This is a genomic window from Streptomyces sp. NPDC050546 (assembly GCF_044457425.1).
GTDB lineage: Bacteria > Actinomycetota > Actinomycetes > Streptomycetales > Streptomycetaceae > Streptomyces.
The window spans coordinates 139,087-158,785 of the sequence record NZ_JBITGX010000016.1 but is presented as its reverse complement, the minus strand read 5'-3'; the positions used below and the strand labels follow the sequence as shown (position 1 = coordinate 158,785).

The 19,699-nt window shown below is 71.1% G+C and carries 16 protein-coding genes and 1 other RNA gene; 15 read left to right on the top strand and 2 right to left on the bottom strand.

Features of this window, described 5'->3' with window-relative positions:
* The first annotated feature begins 45 nt into the window (after positions 1–45).
* From ACIBK5_RS33620 to ssrA, 3 genes are all read left to right on the top strand, one after another.
* The gene (locus tag ACIBK5_RS33620; RefSeq protein WP_399025553.1) at positions 46–1,215 is read left to right on the top strand and encodes a S41 family peptidase; all 1,170 of its coding nucleotides are present in this window, start codon (positions 46–48) and stop codon (positions 1,213–1,215) included.
* Positions 1,216–1,261: 46 nt separating this feature from the next.
* Positions 1,262–1,744, top strand: a complete 483-nt coding sequence (smpB, locus tag ACIBK5_RS33615) for an SsrA-binding protein SmpB (RefSeq protein WP_399025551.1) — start codon at positions 1,262–1,264, stop codon at positions 1,742–1,744.
* Between the two features lie 99 nt (positions 1,745–1,843).
* Positions 1,844–2,232, top strand: a transfer-messenger RNA (tmRNA) gene (gene ssrA / locus ACIBK5_RS33610).
* 89 nt (positions 2,233–2,321) lie between these two features.
* Here the strand turns inward: ssrA and yicI are convergent.
* The gene (yicI, locus tag ACIBK5_RS33605) at positions 2,322–4,538 is read right to left on the bottom strand and encodes an alpha-xylosidase (RefSeq protein WP_399025549.1); all 2,217 of its coding nucleotides are present in this window, start codon (positions 4,536–4,538) and stop codon (positions 2,322–2,324) included.
* A gap of 77 nt (positions 4,539–4,615) precedes the next feature.
* Positions 4,616–5,824, bottom strand: coding sequence for an MFS transporter (locus tag ACIBK5_RS33600; RefSeq protein ID WP_399025547.1), 1,209 nt, complete (start codon positions 5,822–5,824; stop codon positions 4,616–4,618).
* A 211-nt stretch (positions 5,825–6,035) separates the two neighbouring features.
* Between ACIBK5_RS33600 and ACIBK5_RS33595 the strand changes: the two genes are divergently transcribed.
* The 12 genes from ACIBK5_RS33595 to ACIBK5_RS33540 all read left to right on the top strand — a co-directional run bounded on the left by ACIBK5_RS33595 (position 6,036) and on the right by ACIBK5_RS33540 (position 19,658).
* Positions 6,036–6,281: a hypothetical protein gene (locus ACIBK5_RS33595; RefSeq protein WP_382499985.1), complete on the top strand. Its 246-nt coding sequence runs from the start codon at positions 6,036–6,038 to the stop codon at positions 6,279–6,281.
* A 12-nt stretch (positions 6,282–6,293) separates the two neighbouring features.
* Positions 6,294–7,127 (top strand): hypothetical protein, encoded by an 834-nt coding sequence (locus tag ACIBK5_RS33590; RefSeq protein ID WP_399025545.1) that lies wholly within the window; start codon positions 6,294–6,296, stop codon positions 7,125–7,127.
* A 131-nt stretch (positions 7,128–7,258) separates the two neighbouring features.
* Entirely contained in the window at positions 7,259–8,224 is a 966-nt protein-coding gene (locus ACIBK5_RS33585; protein ID WP_399025543.1) for a LysR family transcriptional regulator, read from the top strand.
* Positions 8,225–8,390: 166 nt separating this feature from the next.
* Complete coding sequence (locus ACIBK5_RS33580) at positions 8,391–9,437, top strand: hypothetical protein (RefSeq protein ID WP_399025541.1); 1,047 nt, start codon at positions 8,391–8,393, stop codon at positions 9,435–9,437.
* Between the two features lie 167 nt (positions 9,438–9,604).
* Positions 9,605–11,794: a bifunctional polysaccharide deacetylase/glycosyltransferase family 2 protein gene (locus ACIBK5_RS33575; RefSeq protein ID WP_399025539.1), complete on the top strand. Its 2,190-nt coding sequence runs from the start codon at positions 9,605–9,607 to the stop codon at positions 11,792–11,794.
* Positions 11,794–13,005 carry an acyltransferase family protein gene (locus ACIBK5_RS33570; RefSeq protein ID WP_399025536.1) on the top strand — a complete coding sequence of 404 codons (1,212 nt, stop codon included), beginning with the start codon at positions 11,794–11,796 and terminating at the stop codon, positions 13,003–13,005. The genes ACIBK5_RS33575 and ACIBK5_RS33570 overlap by 1 nt, the downstream gene beginning before the upstream one ends.
* A gap of 93 nt (positions 13,006–13,098) precedes the next feature.
* Positions 13,099–14,112 (top strand): hypothetical protein, encoded by a 1,014-nt coding sequence (locus ACIBK5_RS33565; protein WP_399025534.1) that lies wholly within the window; start codon positions 13,099–13,101, stop codon positions 14,110–14,112.
* A 153-nt stretch (positions 14,113–14,265) separates the two neighbouring features.
* Positions 14,266–15,651 carry a nitrate/nitrite transporter gene (locus tag ACIBK5_RS33560; RefSeq protein ID WP_399025532.1) on the top strand — a complete coding sequence of 462 codons (1,386 nt, stop codon included), beginning with the start codon at positions 14,266–14,268 and terminating at the stop codon, positions 15,649–15,651.
* Between the two features lie 116 nt (positions 15,652–15,767).
* A complete protein-coding gene (locus ACIBK5_RS33555) occupies positions 15,768–16,919 on the top strand; it encodes a uroporphyrinogen-III synthase (protein WP_399025643.1) in 1,152 nt (383 codons plus the stop codon).
* A gap of 423 nt (positions 16,920–17,342) precedes the next feature.
* Positions 17,343–17,936, top strand: coding sequence for a CGNR zinc finger domain-containing protein (locus ACIBK5_RS33550; protein ID WP_399025531.1), 594 nt, complete (start codon positions 17,343–17,345; stop codon positions 17,934–17,936).
* A 373-nt stretch (positions 17,937–18,309) separates the two neighbouring features.
* Positions 18,310–18,831, top strand: a complete 522-nt coding sequence (locus ACIBK5_RS33545; protein ID WP_010039908.1) for a sigma-70 family RNA polymerase sigma factor — start codon at positions 18,310–18,312, stop codon at positions 18,829–18,831.
* Positions 18,831–19,658: an anti-sigma factor family protein gene (locus ACIBK5_RS33540; RefSeq protein WP_399025529.1), complete on the top strand. Its 828-nt coding sequence runs from the start codon at positions 18,831–18,833 to the stop codon at positions 19,656–19,658. The genes ACIBK5_RS33545 and ACIBK5_RS33540 overlap by 1 nt, the downstream gene beginning before the upstream one ends.
* The last annotated feature ends 41 nt before the right edge of the window (positions 19,659–19,699 follow it).

Below are 19,699 nucleotides of genomic sequence, written 5' to 3'. Positions count from 1 at the left end.
GACAACAGACCGTACGGCCCTTCCCCTTGTCCTAGACTCACCGGCATGTCAGGTCGTGACCCGTTCTGTCAGCCCCGCCGCATCCGCCGCGGGGCCGCCCTGACCTTGCTCTTCACGAGCGTGCTCGTCGCCGGCGCGGCCACCGGGTCCCTCCCGCAGGCCGACCGGAAGTCCGCTCCGGACGAGGCCCGTTCGGCCACCCCGGCCGGGCGCCACGCCGATGTCGCCAGGGCCGCCGAGGAGGCCATGGCCGACGGCAAGTCCCCGATGGAGGCCGCGAAGCGCGCGGTCAGCCGCAGCGGGGACCGCTGGGGCGCCGTCTACTCCCAGGGCGAGTACGAGGAGTTCGAGGACTCCCTCGACGGCCAGTACACCGGTGTCGGCCTGTGGGCCCGCAGCGAACGGGACGGCCGTATCGAGGTGACGAAGGTGCGCTCCGGCTCGCCCGCGGCCACCGCCGGGATCCGCCCCGGGGACCTGCTGCGCAGTGTCGACGGCGCGAAGGCCGACGGGCGGCCCGTCACCGAGGTCGTCTCCTTACTGCGCGGGGACGCCGCCGACGCCACCGCGGGCACCACCGTCCGTCTCGGCCTGGAGCGCGGCACGCGCGCGTGGAGCGAGACCCTGCGCCGGGCCCAGCTCTCCACGGACTCGGTCAGCGTCCGGGAAGTCGCCGGTTCGGTCACCGTCATCAGGGTCGACACCTTCACCAAGGGCTCAGGCGACCAGGTCCGCGAGGCCGTACGGCAGGCCCCGCGTGGCGCCGGCATCGTCCTCGACCTGCGCGGCAACTCCGGCGGCCTGGTCACCGAGGCCGTCACCGCCGCCTCCGCCTTCCTCGACGGCGGCCTGGTCGCCACGTACGACGTCGACGGTGAACAGCGCGCCCTGCACGCCGAGCCCGGCGGCGACACGACGAGACCCCTGGTCGCGCTCGTCGACGGCGGGACGATGAGCGCGGCCGAGCTGCTCACCGGTGCCGTTCAGGACCGCGGACGGGCCCTCGTCGTGGGCTCCCGCACCTTCGGCAAGGGCTCGGTCCAGATGCCGAGCAGGCTGCCCGACGGCTCCGTGGCGGAGCTGACCGTCGGGCACTACCGCACCCCCTCCGGCCGGGGGGTCGACGGCCGGGGCATCACGCCCGACCTGGAAACCGACGACGGAGCCCTTCAGCGGGCCGAGACCCTGCTGCGCGGTCTCGCCGGCCCGTCGTAATCGACTTTCCCGCGGCCCCCTCCGTAGTGCGAAAATGGACGGCACTATGGCTAAGGAAAAAGGGCGCAAGATGATCGCGCAGAACAAGAAGGCGCGGCACGACTACCTCATCATCGACACCTACGAGGCCGGTCTGGTCCTCAGCGGCACCGAGGTGAAGTCGCTGCGCCAGGGACGAGCGTCGCTGGCCGACGGTTTCGTGCAGCTGGACGGCAACGAGGCGTGGCTGCACAACGTGCACGTGCCGGAGTACAGCCAGGGCACGTGGACCAACCACAGCGCCCGGCGCAAGCGGAAGCTGCTGCTGCACCGCGCCGAGATCGACAAGCTGGAGTCGAAGTCGGGGGAGACCGGCCACACCATCGTGCCGCTCGCGCTGTACTTCAAGGACGGCCGGGCCAAGGTCGAGATCGCGCTGGCGAAGGGCAAGAAGGAGTACGACAAGCGTCAGGCGCTGCGGGAGAAGCAAGACCGCCGGGAGACCGACCGCGCGATCGCGGCGGTGAAGCGGAGGCAGCGCGGGGCGTAGGGAATACGCTGGCACCGACCTGCGTTGGTCACGTACGATGGTGCCTGCACCCCACAGCGGGTGCGCGCCCCTCTCCGGAGGGGATTGTCAACACAACATGGGGATGATCGGTTTCGACAGCGGCTGTCGAAGCAGGGGAAGCGTGTCGAGGAAGCGGCAATGATCTCGTAAACCATATGTCGCAAAAAATAATCGCCAATACCAAGCGCGATTCCCAGTCCTTCGCCCTCGCTGCCTGATAAGCAGTGACTGAAGGACCCTAAATGGGTGTCAGCCCGGGAGTGTTCCCGACCCGGATCCTGGCATAAGCTAGGGAACTAAACCATCGAGCCCGGTCACGGGGTTCGATGGGAAATCAAACAGTGACTGGGCCCGTCGGCGACTTGTTCGCGTGATCGCCGGGGCCGAGAAAATCGCAGCGAACTGCACACGGAGAAGCCCTGGTTCCGCACCGTTGGACGCGGGTTCGATTCCCGCCATCTCCACTCATCCCATGTGGGCACAGGCCCCGTCGCTTCCGAGCGGCGGGGCCTGTGTCATGGCCGGACGGTCATGGCCGGACGTCCTGACCGGACTGTCACGGCCGGACGTCGTGGCCGTCGGCGCCGACGAGAGTCCAGGGGATCGCCGGGTCGCTGCATGACGCCCGCAGGGCACCCCCCTCACAGACGACCGTGAAGGTCACGTCCCCGACCGGCACCGTCACCCGGTCGCCGTCCCGGAGGCCGTACGCCCGCAGGGTCACCCCGGCGGCATGGTCGTAGTCCGGGCGGTCGTCCACCGCGCCCACCGGGATCACGGCCCCGGGCCGGACCAGCAGCGGCACGCTCAGGAACCCGTGGCGTTCGCGCACCCAGCGCGGGCCGGTCACCGTCTCCCCGCTGAGGAGGTGGGTCCAGGTGCCCTCGGGGACGTAGTAGGTGACGTCGCCCTCGTCGCTGAACACCGGCGCGACCAGCAGGTCCGGGCCGAGCATGTACTGCCGCTCCAGGTGCGCGCACCCCGGGTCGTCCGGGAACTCCAGCACCATCGCCCGCATCACCGGCAGGCCCTCGCTGTGGGCGGTCCGGGCCGCCTCGTACAGATAGGGCATGAGCCGCAGCTTCAGCCGGGTGAAGTGGCGCGTGACCTCCACCGACTCCTCGTCGAACAGCCAGGGCACGCGGTACGACGAGCTGCCGTGCAGCCGGCTGTGCGAGGAGAGCAGGCCGAAGGCCAGCCACCGCTTGAACAGGGCCGGTGACGGCGTGCCCTCGAAGCCGCCGATGTCATGGCTCCAGAAGCCGAAGCCCGACAGTCCGAGGGACAGCCCACCGCGCAGGGACTCGGCCATCGACTCGTACGTCGCCTCGCAGTCACCTCCCCAGTGCACTGGGAACTGCTGGCTGCCCGTCGTCGCCGAGCGGGCGAAGAGGACGGCCTCCTCCTCGCCGCGGTGCTTGCGCAGCACCTCGAAGACCGTGCGGTTGTACAGGTACGTGTAGTAGTTGTGCATCCGCTCCGGGTCGGAGCCGTCGGACCAGGCCACATCGAGCGGCACGCGTTCGCCGAAGTCGGTCTTGAAGCAGTCCACGCCCTGGGTGAGCAGTGCCTCCAGCTTGGCGGCGTACCAGTCGCGGGCGGCCGGGCTCGTGAAGTCGACCAGGGCCATGCCGGGCTGCCACATGTCCCACTGCCAGACGCTGCCGTCCGGGCGCTGCAGCAGATGCCCCAGCTCCTTGCCCTCGGCGAACAGCGGGGAGCGCTGGGCGATGTACGGGTTGATCCAGACACTGACACGCAGGTCACGGGCCTTGAGCCGGGCCAGCATGCCCTCCGGGTCCGGGAAGACCCGCGGATCCCACTGGAAGTCGCACCAGTGGAACTCGCGCATCCAGAAGCAGTCGAAGTGGAAGACGGACAGGGGCAGCTCGCGCTCCCTCATGCCCTCGATGAAGGACGTCACCGTCTCCTCGTCGTACGAGGTGGTGAAGGACGTCGACAGCCACAGGCCGAACGACCAGGCGGGCGGCAGGGCCGGGCGGCCGGTCAGGGCCGTGTACTTGCGCAGGATGTCCTTCGGGGTCGGGCCGTAGACGACGTAGTACGTCAGCTCCTGTGTCTCCGCGCTGAACTGCACCCGGGACACGACTTCCGAGGCGACCTCGAAGGACACCTGGCCCGGGTGGTCGACGAAGACGCCGTAGCCGGCGTCCGTGAGGTAGAAGGGCACGTTCTTGTAGGCCTGTTCGCTGCACGTGCCGCCGTCGGCCTGCCAGATGTCGACGACCTGCCCGTTCCTCACCAGCGGGCCGAAGCGCTCACCGAGGCCGTAGACGGCGGTGCCGACCTGGAGCACCAGCTGTTCGCGCAGGTGGTGGGCGCCGGAAGCGTCCCGCATGATGCCCATGCTCTTGTGGCCGCTGCTGGTGAGCGCCCGGCCGCGCGCGGCGAACTCGACGTGCCAGGGGCCGCCGCGGGCCACCCGGACCGACAGCTCGCCCGAGGTCAGCGTCGTGTGCTCGTCGTCGTACGAGATCCGCGCTGGCGGCCGGGAGTCGGTGAGCTCGAACTCCGGGCCGCGGGGCTGTCCGCCCGTGAAGTGCGTCAGCGTCAGGCCGATGACGTCGGGCATGGGGGTGTGGGCGCGCAGCGTCAGGACGGGACCCGTCATCAGGTCGCCGCGGGAGCGGATGGGCCGGGTCGGCGCGTGGAACTCCAGCCCGTCGTCCGACTCGGTGACGTCGAGGACCTCGGCAGGGTGGGCGGCGGTGACGCCCTCGCGCAGCAGCCAGTAGCCGTCGGTGAACTTCATGTGGGGGGTCCCTAACTTCCCGGCGCATGATGTCGAAGCGCTTCGACAGCCGAACGTATGCGGGGCGCGTGAGGGCGTCAATGGGCAGTGAGGCAATTGGTGAAGCGATTCGACGCCGCAAGCGGGGACAACGCCAGGGCCAGGGCGGCCGCCGTCACCGGGATGCCGTATCCGGCCGTCGCCGACACATGTTCCACCGTCCAGCCGCCGAGCGCGCCGCCACCGGCGATGCCGCCCAGCAGGCCGGTCACCGCGAGGGTCATGCCCTCGTTCAGCCGGCCCTCGGGGGTGCGCTGCTGGACCAGCGTCATGGTGGTGACCATCGTTGGGGCGGTCGCCATCCCGGCGACCAGCAGCGCGCCCGCGAGGACCAGGAGGGATCCGGTGAGGACGGCCGCGAGCAGCGGCAGGGTCAGCAGGGCGGTCATCGCGGCCACGCACCACGGCAGACGTGCCGCGGCCGGCCCGGTGGGCTTCACGGCGCCGTACAGCAGGCCCGCCGCGCAGGAACCGGCCGCCTGGAGCGCGAGTACGGTCCCGGCCGCCGACTGCTGCCCCCGGGTGTCCGCGAACGCGAGCGTGACGACCTCCGTCGAGCCGAAGATCCCGCCCATCGCCAGACAGACCGCGAGCAGCGAGGGCATGCCGGGGGCGCGCAGCGGCGCCTTCGCGGGGACGCGCTCGCGGACCGGCGGCTCCGTGGCGCGCCGGGTCGTGAACAGGAGCATGCCCGTCAGCAGCAGCACCGCGCCGACGAGCGTGCCCGCCTCCGGGAAGAACGCCCCGCACAGGAACGCCGCGAGCACCGGGCCCAGCATGAAGCACAGTTCGTCCGCGGCCTGCTCGAAGGAGTGGGCGGTGTGCAGGCCCTTCGGGTCGCCGGCCAGCAGATGCGCCCAGCGGGCCCGGGCCATGCCGCCGGTGTTGGGGGTCGTGGCGGTGGCCGCGTAGGAGGCGAACAGTGTCCAGTCCGGGGCGTCGTTGCGCACGCACAGCAGCAGTGCGAGGGAGCCGAGGACGGCGATCACCGTCGCGGGCAGGGCCACCCTGGCCTGGCCGTGCCGGTCGACGAGCCGCGCGGTCCACGGCGCGACCACAGCGGTCGCCGCGAGCCCCGTCGCCGTGACCGCGCCGGCCAGGGCGTACGAGCCCCGCGTCCCGGCGATCATGACGACCGCGCTGACGCTGAACATGCCCATCGGCAGCCGCGCGACCAGGTTCCCGGCGGTGAACGCGCGGGCGCCCGGCAGGCGGAAGAGGCGGCGGTACGGGGTGAGGTGCGGCATGCCCCCACCGTCGCCCGGCGGTGATCAAGCGGTCCAACACCTGTTCCGTACGGACTCACGCACCTGTGTTGTAGGACCGCCCCGTGTTTCTTCATACAGAGATATGGAGAGTGCTGATGCTTCTATTGGCGCATGGAAAAGATGCTCAACGGGGAAATCCTTCACTCGTTTGCCGCGCATCCGCCGAAGTGGGCCGACGGTTAGTCGGTACATGACCGAGGCGACCAGGAAAAATGGTTGGGCGGTAACGCTCGGCCCGTACACCTACATTCCCGCTCCGGCGCACTCGTCGGCCACCGTCAACGGCACGCTCACCAACGGTGGTTGCCCGGTCACGCTGCAGGTGACCGAGCCGGTTCTGCGCGATTTCATCGACACCATGAGCGTGCTGGAAAAGGATCTTGCGCGACGGTGGATCAGTGCGACGGAATGGCCCGCATTCGCGCTTGCGGAATAGTCGGGTCGCGCTATGTATGACAATAAAATCGAAGGCAGTGGCCGGCACCGGGCTCCGGCCCGGGAATTCTTCACCCCCCTGACACCACCGGACCCGACCTGGGATCCGGCCGAGGAACTGGCGTTCATCCTCGAGGAGGCCCTGGGGCAGCAGGCGGCGAGGGTTCCCCCTCCCCGTGACGAGGTGGCGGAGGCGGACCCGGACCCGGTGGACCCGGAGCCGGCACCTGCTCCGGCGCCGGGCGTCCACATGAGGCGGCTCCAGGACATCACCGAGGAACTGCCGCCCGTGCGGGACTTCCACCGGCGCCACCGCAAGGTCCGCACCCGCAAGAAGCTCGGCCTGCTCCGCACCACCAGCCTCTTCGTCGCCGCCCTGGCGGCCGTCATCGCCTCCGCGGTGAGCCTCCTGGGCGGCATGGTCGCCTACGACCCCCTGCGCCTGGTCGGCGTGTCCCCCGAGGGGAAGAGTTTCGGCAGCTGGTGGCCCCTGCTGGTGTACGGGCCCTGGCTGGTGGCCTCCCTGTCCGTGCTGCGGGCCGCGCTCCACCAGCGCCGGGCCGTGCACTCCTGGTGCGTGGTCCTGGTCTTCTCCTGCGTCGCCGTACTGCTCTGTGTCGCCCAGGCGCCGAGGACCGTGCTCGGCACCGCGGCGGCCGCCCTGCCGGGGGTGGCGGCCCTGGCCTGCTTCCAGCAGGTCGTCCGCCAGATCACCCTGACCCGCCCGCCTCTGCGCTCGGTGCCCCGGCACCGCCTGGGCCAGACCGGACCGCGGGACGCACCCGGCGCCGACCCCGGCGAGGGCACGGGGCAGAGCGAGGCTCCCGGGCGGGGTGCCGGTTCCTGAAGCTCCCGCGCGGTCGATGGCCTGTGGCATCGCGCGGTCGGTGGCCTGTGGCATCGCGCGGTCGGTGGCCTGTGGCATCGCGCGGTCGGGGAGCGGCGTCGTCCCGTCGCTCCCCGCTGTAGGTTCACCGCATGCCCGCCCACCTCGACCCCCGGCTGCTGCGTGGCTTCGTCATCGTCGCCGAGGAACTCCACTTCACCCGCGCCGCGGTGCGTCTGCACGTGGCGCAGCAGGCACTCAGCCGGGATGTGCGGCGGCTGGAGCGGGAGCTGGGCGCCGAGCTGTTCGTACGGACCACCCGGCAGGTGACGCTCACGCCCGAGGGAGAACGGCTGCTGCCGTACGCCCGTCGCGTGCTGCTGGCGCAGGACGAGCTGCTCGCCGCCTTCGACCAGGCCCGGCCCCTGCTGGTGGACCTCAACTCCCCGGGCCTGGTCACACCCCGCCGCGTGCTGCACCGGGCGCGCGAAATCGCCCCTGGGCAAGAGCTCATGGCCCGCTACGAGAGCGGCCTGACCGGAGCCTCCGGGGAACTGCTCGCCGGGCGGCTGGACGCGTCGTTCGGACGGTTCGGCGGGCTGGACCCGGCGCTGCGGGCCGGGCTCGACCACCAGCCGGTGCGCTACGAGCCGATGGCGGTCGTGCTGCCCGAGGACCACCGGCTGGCCGCGCTGACGGCGGTGCCGCTCGCCGAGCTGGCCGGCGAGACCGTCTACGCGGGGGCCGGCAATCCGCGCACGCCGGAGTGGACCGGCCTCGCGCGGCAGCTGTTCGAGGGGCGGGGCATCGAAATCGCGCCACCCGCGCCGCTGGCCGTGGGAGATGAGGAGTTCCAGCGGATCATGGCCAGAACACGCAACCCGGTCCTGGCCGTTGTGGGGTTCCCCGCGCTGCCGTCCATGGTGTCGCGGCCCCTGGTCGATCCCGTCCCGCTGTCTCCCGTGTCGCTGGTGTGGCGCAGGGGCCTGACCCACCCCGCGTTCGACGCGCTGCGACGGGCCGCGGCCCTGCTCACGGCGGAGGAGGGGTGGCTGGACAGGCCCGCCGGGGCCTGGATTCCGGCCGGGGACGATGTCCGCGTGGCGTCTCGCGGCTGACACGATTCGGTACGCCGTCCACACGGAACCTCCGCGTGCGCTACATTCAACGCCTGAGCACGGTGTGGTAATGGGGGGCGCTCGGACGGGCGAGGGGGCCCGGGTCCGACGACGGGTGCTCAGGTCGACAGCGCACCTGAACCATCCCGTGGGGGGAAGTGCGCGCGTGAAAAAGTGGCGAGAAGACGCCCAACCCGAGTGGCCCGAGGCCGCGTCGGTAACCGGTGAACTCCCCGCGGACGGCAGAGTCCGGGACCGCAGAGCCACCCAGCTCTTCGCCGGGAGCGACCTCCAGGGGACGGGCCACCGGCTGCCCGCCGCGACGGAGATACTGCGCGGCATCCCCCGGCAGAGCGAGGGCGAGGCCGACTCGTTCGTCCCGGACCCCGGGTCCCGGCCCGCCGTCCGCGACCCCTGGGAGGAGCCCGGGGAAGCCGTCCCGTCCGGGCACGGCCGCGACTCGGCCGGAGACACCGAGGACCAGGCCGAGCACAGCCACGACCCGCACGAGGTCACCGTCCAGTTGGACGCCGTCCAGCTCGGGGACGGGTTCCTCCGGCAGATCAAGGAAGGCCCCGGAGCCGGCTCCGCGGCCGCCGACTCGCCCGTCTTCGTCGACGAGTCCGGCCGCCGCAGCCGCCGCTTCCGCCGGATCGGCATGGCCATCGCGCTGGCCTGCGGGGTCTACGCCGTCGTCATCGTCGCCACGCTGATGTCGGGCAACTCCCAGGCGCCCTGGCTGCCCGTACCGGGCCAGAAGGACGCTCCGCCGGCCGGGCAGGTCGACACCCCGCCGGTGCCCGAGCGATCGGCGCCGACCGACGGCACCGGAGCCACCGCGCCGGGCAGTACGCCGGCGACCGAGGAAGGCACGGCGCCCTCGCCCGGCGAGAGCGCCGGCGACCCCGCGGACCCCGTGGCCCCCGCGTCCCCCGGCCGTTCCGGTACGACCGCCAAACCCTCGCCCACCGCGACCCGGACCGCACCGACCCCGGCTACCGGCGGCACCGATCCGACCCCGAGCAAGCCGGCGGACCCGCCGAGCACGCCGGTGACCGAGCCGTCGCCGCCCGGCGAACCCACGCCCCTGCCGACCGAGACGACCGGCACCGGCACGGTCGCCGACGGCCCGGCTCCGACCCAGCCGGTCGCGCAGTCACCCGTGGCCGACCAGCCTGTGGCCGAGCCCCCGGTCGACCAGCCCGCGGCCTGAGCGCCGCGCTGAAGGTGCCGCGAGGTGCCGCCGTTCGTCCGCGGCGCCTTCGTGGCCGGTCGCGCAGTTCCCCGCGCCCCTTCAGGGCGCTGCCGCACCGCGGTGGGGTCCGCCCGCACCTGTCCCCGTACCACCCGCTCCCCGCACCACCCGGAGTACCACCACCCATGGCATCCCGTACCCGCCGTTCCGGGCGCGCGTCCCGAGCCCGTGGCGGCTCCAGGCGCCGCCGCCTGCCCATGCGCCTGCTGCTGCCCGTGCTTCTCCTCGTCGCCCTGATGGCGATGCTCATGCTGCGCGGCTACGTGCACAGCGAGATCCTCGCCGACCACCGGGTCGGGCCGCCGACGTCGAGCGACCAGGTCCCGAAGGAGATCCTGGAGGGCGGGCCCGTCATAGACACCCGGGAGGAGAAGCCGACCGCGCTGGAGCTCCCGGACCGCGAGCTTGTGCTGACCTTCGACGACGGACCTGACCCCGTGTGGACGCCCAAGGTCCTCGACATGCTGAAGAAGCACGACGCCCACGCCGTCTTCTTCATCACCGGCACCATGGCCTCCCGTTACCCCGACCTCGTCCAGCGCATGGTCGACGAGGGACATGAGATCGGGCTGCACACCTTCAACCACCCGGACCTCGCGCTGCAGAGCAAGAGCCGGGTCGACTGGGAGCTGTCGCAGAGCCAGCTCGCGCTGGCCGGGGCGGCGGGCATCCGCACCTCGCTCTTCCGCCCGCCCTACTCGTCGTACTCGCACCTCATGGACAACAAGTCCTGGCCGGTGACCGAGTACATCGGCAGCAAGGGCTACATCACCATCGTCAACGACACCGACAGCCAGGACTGGCGCAGGCCCGGTGTCGACCAGATCATCCGCAACGCCACGCCGAAGAACGGCGACGGCGCCATCGTGCTGATGCACGACTCCGGCGGCGACCGCTCCCAGACCGTGGCCGCGCTCGACCGGTTCATCTCGGGGCTGCAGGACGAGGGCTACCGCTTCGACACCCTGACCGCCGCCCTCGACGCCCCCAGCGCGCACACCCCGGTCGCCGGGCTCGACGCGCTGAAGGGCAACGCGTGGGTCTTCCTCGTCCAGGCCTCCGAGAAGACGACCGGCGTCCTCGTCGCCGGTCTCGCCGTCGTCGGCGTGCTCGTCTTCGCCCGCCTCGGGCTGATGCTGATCCTCTCCGTCGCGCACGCCCGCCGCGTCCGCCGCCGCGGCTTCCGCTGGGGCGAGACCGTCACGGAACCGGTGTCCGTCCTCGTGCCCGCCTACAACGAGGCCAAGTGCATCGAGCAGACGGTCCGTTCCCTCGTCGCGAGCGACCACCCCATCGAGGTGCTGGTCATCGACGACGGCTCCAGCGACGGCACCGCGCGCATCGTCGAGAACCTCGGCCTGCCCGGCGTACGCGTCGTGCGCCAGCTCAACGCGGGCAAGCCCGCCGCGCTCAACCGGGGCATCGCCAACGCCAAGTACGACCTCATCGTGATGATGGACGGCGACACGGTCTTCGAACCGACCACCGTCCGTGAACTCGTGCAGCCCTTCGGCGACTCGCGGGTCGGCGCCGTCGCGGGCAACGCCAAGGTCGGCAACCGGGACTCGCTGATCGGCGCCTGGCAGCACATCGAGTACGTGATGGGCTTCAACCTCGACCGGCGCATGTACGACGTGCTGCGCTGCATGCCGACCATCCCCGGCGCGGTCGGGGCGTTCCGGCGCAGCGCGCTGGAACGCGTCGGCGGCATGAGCGACGACACGCTCGCCGAGGACACCGACATCACCATGGCCATGCACCGCGACGGCTGGCACGTGGTGTACGCGGAGAAGGCCGTCGCCTGGACCGAGGCCCCGGAGTCCGTCCAGCAACTGTGGTCCCAGCGCTACCGCTGGTCGTACGGCACGATGCAGGCGATCTGGAAGCACCGCCGCTCCATCGTCGAGAAGGGACCCTCGGGCCGTTTCGGCCGGGTGGGCATGCCCCTGGTGTCGATGTTCATGGTCGTGGCGCCGCTGCTGGCCCCGCTCATCGACGTGTTCCTGCTGTACGGGCTGGTGTTCGGCCCGACGGAGAAGACCATCGGCGCCTGGCTGGGCGTCCTCGCGGTGCAGGGGGTGTGCGCGGCCTACGCGTTCCACCTCGACAAGGAACGCATGACCCATCTGCTCTCGCTCCCGCTCCAGCAGCTCCTCTACCGCCAGCTCATGTACGTCGTGCTGCTCCAGTCCTGGATCACCGCCCTCACCGGCGGCCGGCTGCGCTGGCAGAAGCTGCGGCGCACGGGCGCGGTGGGCCTGCCAGGGCCCGGCAGCGGCACGCCCCAGCAGCCCGTGGGCGGGAGGCAGGCCTGATGACCACGCACCCCGAAGTCGTGGCCGCCGCCCCGGAGAAGGAACGGACCGGCTCCACCGGCCCCGTCCGCGACCGGTACTTCGACCTGCTGCGCGCCCTCGCCCTGTTCCGTGTCGTGCTGTACCACCTGACGGGCTGGGCCTGGCTGCCGCTGGTGTTCCCGTCGATGGGCGTGATGTTCGCCCTCGCCGGCAACCTCATGGCCCGCTCGCTCAAGCGCCCGCCCGTCCAGGTGATCCGCGGCCGGCTGCGGCGGCTGCTGCCTCCGCTGTGGCTGCTGGGCGTCGTCGGCGTCACCGGCATGGTCCTCCAGAGCTGGGGGCCGGGCGACGACGGCCACCCCGGCTGGTGGTGGCTCCACCTCACCTTCTGGATTGTCCCGCTCAGCGACCCGCCGTACGCCGAGGGACTGCCCGGCATCCACGGCTTCATCGGCGAGGACTGGGCCGCCGAACTCGCCGGCCCGCTCTGGTACATCCGCGCCTACCTCTGGTTCGTCCTGCTGTCCCCGCTGCTCCTGAAGGCCCTGCGCGCCCTCCCGGTCGTCACGCTCCTGGCGCCGATCGCCCTGGCGGTCGCCCTGGAGTCCGGCTACCTCACCCTGCCCGGCGAGCGGTTCCCCTCGGCGCTCACCGACTTCTCCACCTTCGGCGCCTGCTGGATCCTCGGCATGGCCCACCAGGAGGGCATCCTCAAGCGGCTGCCGCGCTACGTCGTCCCTTCCGTGGCACCCGTGATCGCCCTGGCCGGCCTCTGGTACGCCCTGCACCACGACTTCGGACCGGGCAACGACCTGGACAGCATGCCCCTGGCCCAGGCCCTGTGGTCCTTCGGCACCGTGTTCCTGTTGCTGCACATCAGCCCGTCCTGGTCCGAGTGGCCGCCCAGGCTGCGCCGCTGGGCCGGGCCGATCACCCTGCTCAACTCCCGGGCCGTGACGATCTATCTGTGGCACAACACCTGCATCCTGATCGCCGCGACCCTGTGGGACCGGCTGTGGGGCTTCCCCGTGCTGGAGCAGAACGTGCCCGGGCTGCTGGAGAGCGTCTGGCCGGTGCTGGTCCTGGTCTGGATCCTGCTCGGCGGCTGTGTCCTGGCGTTCGGCTGGGTGGAGGACCTGGCGGCGAAACAGCGGCCCCGGTTGTGGCCGACGCGTGAGCCCCGGGTGAGGGCTCGCGGGAGCCGGAGGCGAGCGGCGCCCGGCGGCTGACGCCCCTTTCCCCCGGGGCTCTCCGGTATGGAAAACTGCCCGAGTTGCGCATGTGAACGAATGCGATCGGTGAGTGACCGGGGGAGCGGTGGGATGAGCAAGCGGCAGACACAGAAGATGCTGCGGCTGATGGCGAGCGGAGAGCCGGTCGAGCTCACCAGTCCGATGGCGTCCGTGAAGAAACTCGCCCGGCTGGCCTTCGTCGCCCAGCAGTTCGGCTACGAGTACGCGGACGTACGGCAGAGCAGCGGCCGCAACGGCGCGCTCACGATGCTCATCCTGCCCGACCCCAGCCCGCACGCCCGGGGCCGGGCCGCGCAGAACTGGGCGCAGTATCCGAACGCCGCCGACGGCGTCTCCCTCCCGCCGCTCGTGCCCGACGCCTTCGAGCTCCTCAAGGCCCGGATCAACTTCGACCTCACCGGCAAGAGCGCCGAGAAGCGCATGGGCTACGCGGCCCTCGGCCTCACCGTCGGCTGTGTGATCCTCGCCCTCCGCTCCGGCGGGGATGCCTCCGCCTTCATCGCCGCGGGCGGGATCTGGCTGCTCTTCATGGCGATCTTCGGCATCGGCCTCCTGGTCACCCGCAAGCGCAACGCGAAGTTCGCCGCCCGGCTGCAGGCGGCCGGCTTCATGCCGGTGACGGACGAGAACGGCCGGATGCGGTACCTCCCGCCGGGGGCGCAGCCGCCCGGGCATGGCAACCCGTTCGGCGGTGGGCCGTACGGCGGTGGGCCGTACGGCGGTGGGCCGTACGGCGGTGGGCCTTACGGCGGTGCGCCGGGGCAGGGCGGTGGAGTGCCCGGGCCGGCTGTGCCCGGGCAGGCGCCCGCGGGTTACGGACATCAGCAGCCGGGGCCGGCGCCCGTGGGTTACGGACATCAGCAGCCGGGGCAGGCGCCGGCACCAGGGCCGTACGCCCAGCCCGCACCAGGCCCGTACGCCCAGCCCGCCCAGGGCCCCTACCCGCCTCAGCCCGCGCCCGGGCCGTACGGGGCTCAGCCCCCTGCCGCGCCCTATCCGCCGCAGCAGCAGCCCGGCCCCTATGCGCCGCAGCAGCCGCCCCACCCCGGGCAGAACCCCCACTGGCAGCACCCGCAACGCTGACACAAGCCACCGAACCTCTCATCCCGCCCAGGCTCGGGGTGAGAGCAAAGTTCCCTCGAGGTCACTCGATGGCACAGTCACGAAACGCGCCCTCCCTACCTTCGGGATCAGCCACTCGTAGTAAGACCGAGTCCCGGAGCAAGTGGAGGCGTCATGACAGGCCCTGGCACGGCACCCGCACCCCCGAGCAGGGGCGGACGCTGGATCCGGCACTGGGATCCGGAAAACGAGACCTTCTGGAAGGAAACCGGCGAGAAGGTCGCCCGCCGCAACCTCTACTTCTCCGTGCTGTCCGAGCACATCGGCTTCTCGATCTGGACCCTGTGGTCCGTGATGGTGCTCTTCATGGGCCCGGAGTACGGCCTGACCCCCGCCGACAAGTTCATGCTGACCTCGATGGTCACGCTGGTCGGCGCGGTCGTCCGCGTCCCCTACACCTTCGCCGTAGCGATCTTCGGCGGCCGGAACTGGACGATCATCTCCGCAGGCCTGCTGCTGATCCCGACCGTCGCCGCGTTCGCCGTGATGGAGCCGGGCACCTCCTTCTCCACCTTCCTGCTCGTCGGCCTGCTCGCCGGCATCGGCGGCGGCAACTTCGCATCCTCCATGACCAACATCAACGCCTTCTTCCCGCTGCGGAAGAAGGGCTGGGCCCTCGGCCTCAACGCGGGCGGCGGCAACATCGGCGTCCCCGTGGCGCAGCTGGTCGCGCTGGCGATCATCGGTGCCGGGGGCGGCCCGAGGGTGCTGCTGGGGATCTACATCCCGCTGATCGTCGTGGCCGCCGTCATGGCCGCGCTGTTCATGGACAACCTGGAGAACGTCAAGAACGACACCGGCGCCGCCAAGGACGCCGCGCGGGACGGCCACACGTGGATCATGTCCGTCCTCTACATCGGCACCTTCGGCTCCTTCATCGGCTACAGCTTCGCCTTCGGCCAGGTCCTGACGAGCCAGTTCGGCCGTACGCCGCTGCAGGCCGCGTACGTCACCTTCCTCGGCCCGCTGCTCGGCTCCCTGATCAGGCCCGTCGGCGGCTGGCTCGCCGACCGGTACGGCGGCGCGAGGATCAGCCTCTGGAACTACGTCGCCATGGGCGTCGCGACGGCGGTCCTGATCGGCGCCTCCATGGAGAAGTCGCTGGCGCTGTTCACCGGGGCGTTCGTGGTGCTGTTCGTGCTCAGCGGGCTCGGCAACGGCTCGACGTTCAAGATGATCCCGGGCATCTTCCAGAACAAGGCCCTGGCCAAGGGGCTGGAGGGGGAAGAGGCCGCGGCATACGGGCGCAGGCTCTCCGGCGCCTCGATGGGACTCATCGGCGCGGTGGGCGCGCTCGGCGGTGTCGGCATCAACCTCGCCTTCCGCCAGTCCTTCCTCTCCTATGGTTCCGGCACCGGCGCGTTCGTCGCCTTCCTCGCCTTCTACGTGGTCTGCTTCGGGATCACCTGGGCCGTATACCTTCGACGTACGGCTCCGCGGGTACCCGTCAGCACGGCGACCTCGGAGGCGAAGCCGCAGCTCAGCTACGCCAAGGTGTGACGTAACACCGCCGACATCATGCCGATCCGGGCCTGTCACGAGCCGTTGACAGGCTCGTTCGGCATACACGTACGCCGAACCCATGGAGTACGACGACTCGAATGCGGGACGAGAGCATGCACGAGGAACAACAGCGACCGGAACACGGCCCACTGGCGGGATTCACTGTGGGCGTCACGGCCGCGCGCCGGGCCGAGGAGCTGGGCACGCTGCTCCAGCGGCGCGGCGCCACCGTCCTGCATGCCCCCGCCCTGCGGATCGTGCCGCTCGCCGACGACAGCGAGCTGCTGGCCGCGACGAAGGAGATCATCCACCAGGTGCCGGACATCGTCGTGGCGACGACCGCGATTGGTTTCCGGGGCTGGGTCGAGGCCGCGGACGGCTGGGGTCTGGGCGAGGATCTGCTGGTGCGGCTGGGCGGCGTACGGATCATGGCGCGCGGGCCCAAGGTCAAGGGCGCGGTCCGGGCCGCCGGTCTCACGGAGGAGTGGTCTCCGTCGTCGGAGTCCATGGCCGAGGTGCTCGACCGGCTGCTGGAGGAGGGCGTCGACGGTCTGCGGATCGCGATCCAGCTGCACGGGGAGCCGCTGCCCGGGTTCGTGGAGTCGCTGCGGGCGGGCGGCGCCGAGGTGGTCGGGGTGCCCGTCTACCGGTGGATGCCGCCGGAGGACATCGGGCCGGTCGACCGTCTCCTGGACGCGACGGTGTCCCGCGGCGTCGACGCGCTGACCTTCACCAGTGCTCCCGCCGCGGCCTCCCTCCTCTCCCGTGCGGAGGAACGCGGACTGCTGCCCGAGGTGCTGGCGGCACTCGGCCATGACGTCCTGCCGGCCTGTGTCGGCCCGGTCACCGCGGTGCCGCTGCAGGGCCACGGCATCGACACGGTCCAGCCCGAGCGCTTCCGGCTCGGCCCGCTCGTCCAGCTCCTCTGCCAGGAGCTGCCCGCGCGAGCGCGCTCGCTGCCGATCGCCGGGCACCGGGTGGAGATCCGCGGCCACGCCGTCCTGGTCGACGGTGACCTCAAGCCCGTACCGCCCGCTGGTATGGCCCTCCTGCGCGCCCTGTCCCGCCGTCCCGGCTGGGTCGTCGCCCGCGCCGACCTGCTGCGCGCCCTGCCCGGAGCCGGCCGCGACGAACACGCCGTCGAGACGGCCATGGCCCGCCTCCGCACGGCCCTCGGCGCCCCGAAACTGATCCAGACGGTGGTCAAGCGGGGCTACCGGCTGGCCCTGGACCCGGCAGCGGAGACGAAGTACGCGGACGCGTGAGGCCGCGCGGGGCCGTGCGGGCCCGCGCCGCGGGCGGGACGTGAGGGCCTGGACGACGACGGCATCGCGCGGGCCTACAGGGCTGGGAGGCACCACCCCGGCCTTCGGGTGCGGGCGCGTCGTGGCTGGTCGCGCAGTTCCCCGCGCCCCTTGGGGCGTGCAGTTCCCCGTGCTCCTCAGGGCGTGCAGATTCCCGTGCTCCTCAGAACGCGCCTCCTCGAAACCCCGTCGTACGGCCCCGGGCGCCGGCCCCTGGCCGGAACGCTCACCCGGCGGGACGCCCAGCCGTGTCAGGCCCGTGCCGAGGGGTTTCCGGCGGGGGATGGGGCAGGCACTGTATGAGGGAACGGTTTCCCAGCCCTCTCACTGGCATCTCACCGGCCCTCTCGCGACCGGGGTGAACCCCTAGGCGGTGACAGGCACATGGCATTGGGTACGGCCACGGCCCCGTACGAGCTGCGGTTCGATGCCGGGCGGATCTGCCTGGATCTGCTCTCCACCACGCATCCGGAGGAGCGGCTCGACTCCGTGGCCGTGCTGTGCGCCTGGATCACAGGCTCCGGTCTCGTCCCGGCGGACACCCTCCTGGCCCACGCCGACGCCACCTGGCCGGCCGCCTTCCGCGAACTGCGCGACCAGATCGGGAGGTTGGTGCGCGGCTGGTCGGCGCCCCGGGCCCGCGCGTACGACTTCGCGCTCGCGCGCGTCAACGACCTGGCCACTCCCGCGCCCCCTGCCCCGCGCGCCGTACGCGACGGAGACGGCGAGCTCATACGGCGGTTGGACGGCCCGCCCGACTGCGCCGCCCTGCTCGCGGCCGTCGCCCGGGACGCCGTGGACCTGCTCACGGACCCCGTCGCCCGCGCGGCGCTGCGCCAGTGCGAGGGCGACAACTGCCCCATCGTGTACCTCGACACCTCCCGGGGGCGCAGGAGGCGTTGGTGCTCCAGTGAGGTCTGCGGGAACCGCGAACGGGTCGCCCGCCATCGCCGCCGCGCGGCACTCGCACGCGCTTAAATCCCTTTTGCCCATCACGGCAAGGCAGTTGCGTGGCAACTGCACTCAATTCCCGTGCCCTAAATGCCACTTCTGTGAACGCACTGTCGAAGTGATTTCGATTACATACCGTTTACCTACGCCACCGTAGGGAAAGCCAGACTTGATCTTGCTCATGTGGCAGAAATGTGAAGATCGCGGGGTGGGAATGTGACCCCATGTCCAGCTCGTCACGTCATCTCGAAGAAATCTGTCACGTCTCGTTGAACGCCCAACCGCTCATCTCCGTACGGCATGTGGAGCGACCGACTGGGGGAACCCCCGGACACCGGAGGTGGGCGTGCGCAAGGATTCCGTCGTGGCCAATGAACGTGCACCGAGGGCCCGACATCGCATGTCCCAGCCCTCGGAACCCGACGAGGAGCTGATGCGTGCTCTGTACAGAGAGCACGCCGGACCCCTGCTCGCGTATGTCCTGCGACTGGTCGCCGGAGACCGGCAGCGCGCCGAGGACGTCGTGCAGGAAACCCTCATCCGTGCCTGGAAGAACGCCGGTCAGCTCAATCGGGCGACCGGATCGGTACGCCCCTGGCTGGTGACGGTCGCCCGGCGCATCGTCATCGACGGCCACCGCAGCCGGCAGGCCCGGCCGCAGGAGGTCGACCCGTCGCCGCTGGAGGTCATCCCCGCGGAGGACGAGATCGACAAGGCGCTGTGGCTGATGACTCTGTCGGACGCACTCGACGACCTGACCCCCGCCCACCGGGAGGTGCTCGTCGAGACGTACTTCAAGGGGCGTACCGTCAATGAGGCGGCCGAGACCCTGGGCATACCCAGCGGAACGGTCCGCTCGAGGGTGTTCTACGCCCTGCGTTCGATGAAGCTGGCACTGGAGGAGCGGGGGGTGACGGCGTGATGAGTGTTTACGGGGGTAACCAAGGGTTCGGTACGGGAGGCATGGGTATGTCAGGACCCATGCAGGAATCCCCGGTGCCGAACGAGCACGAGACCGTCGGCGCCTACGCCCTCGGCATCCTCGACGACGCCGAAGCAACCGCTTTCGAAGCCCACCTCGCGGGCTGTGAGTGGTGCGCCCAGCAGCTCGACGAGCTGGCCGGCATGGAGCCGATGCTCGCCGCTCTCGCCGACCTGCCCGGATCCGGCACACCCGCGATCGGCGAGTCGTTGTCCGCGAAGCCCCGGCCGCGCGTGGTGGAGAGGCTCGTCGACGAGGTCGCCGAGCGCCGCGCCCAGAAGCGCCGCCGCAGCTTCTACATGGTGGCCGCGTCCGCCGCGCTGATCGTCGGCGGTCCCTTCGTCGCGGTCGCGGCGAACGGCGGCGACGACGGCGGAGGAGCGGAGAACCGGCCCCTCGCCGCGAGCCCGGCAAAGGAAGCCTTCAACGGCATCTCCGACAAGATCACGGCCACCGACCCGACCACCAAGGTCACCGCTACGGTCGCCCTCCAGAAGAAGGACTGGGGCACCGGCATGGTCCTGGAGGCGAAGAACCTCAAGGGCCCGCTGAAGTGCGCCCTCGTCGCGGTCGGGAAGAACGGCGAGCGCGAGACCCTCTCGTCCTGGTCCGTCCCGAACTGGGGCTACGGCATCCCGGACGCCACGACGGAGAAGGCCAAGGAGCCGCTGTACGTCCAGGGCGGCGCCGCCTTCCAGCCGAACGAGATCGACCACTTCGAGATCGTGACCTTCGACGGCAAGCGTCTGGTCGAGGTCGACGCGTAGCCTTTCGGGGTCCCCTTCGCGTACGGTAGACGGCTGCCATG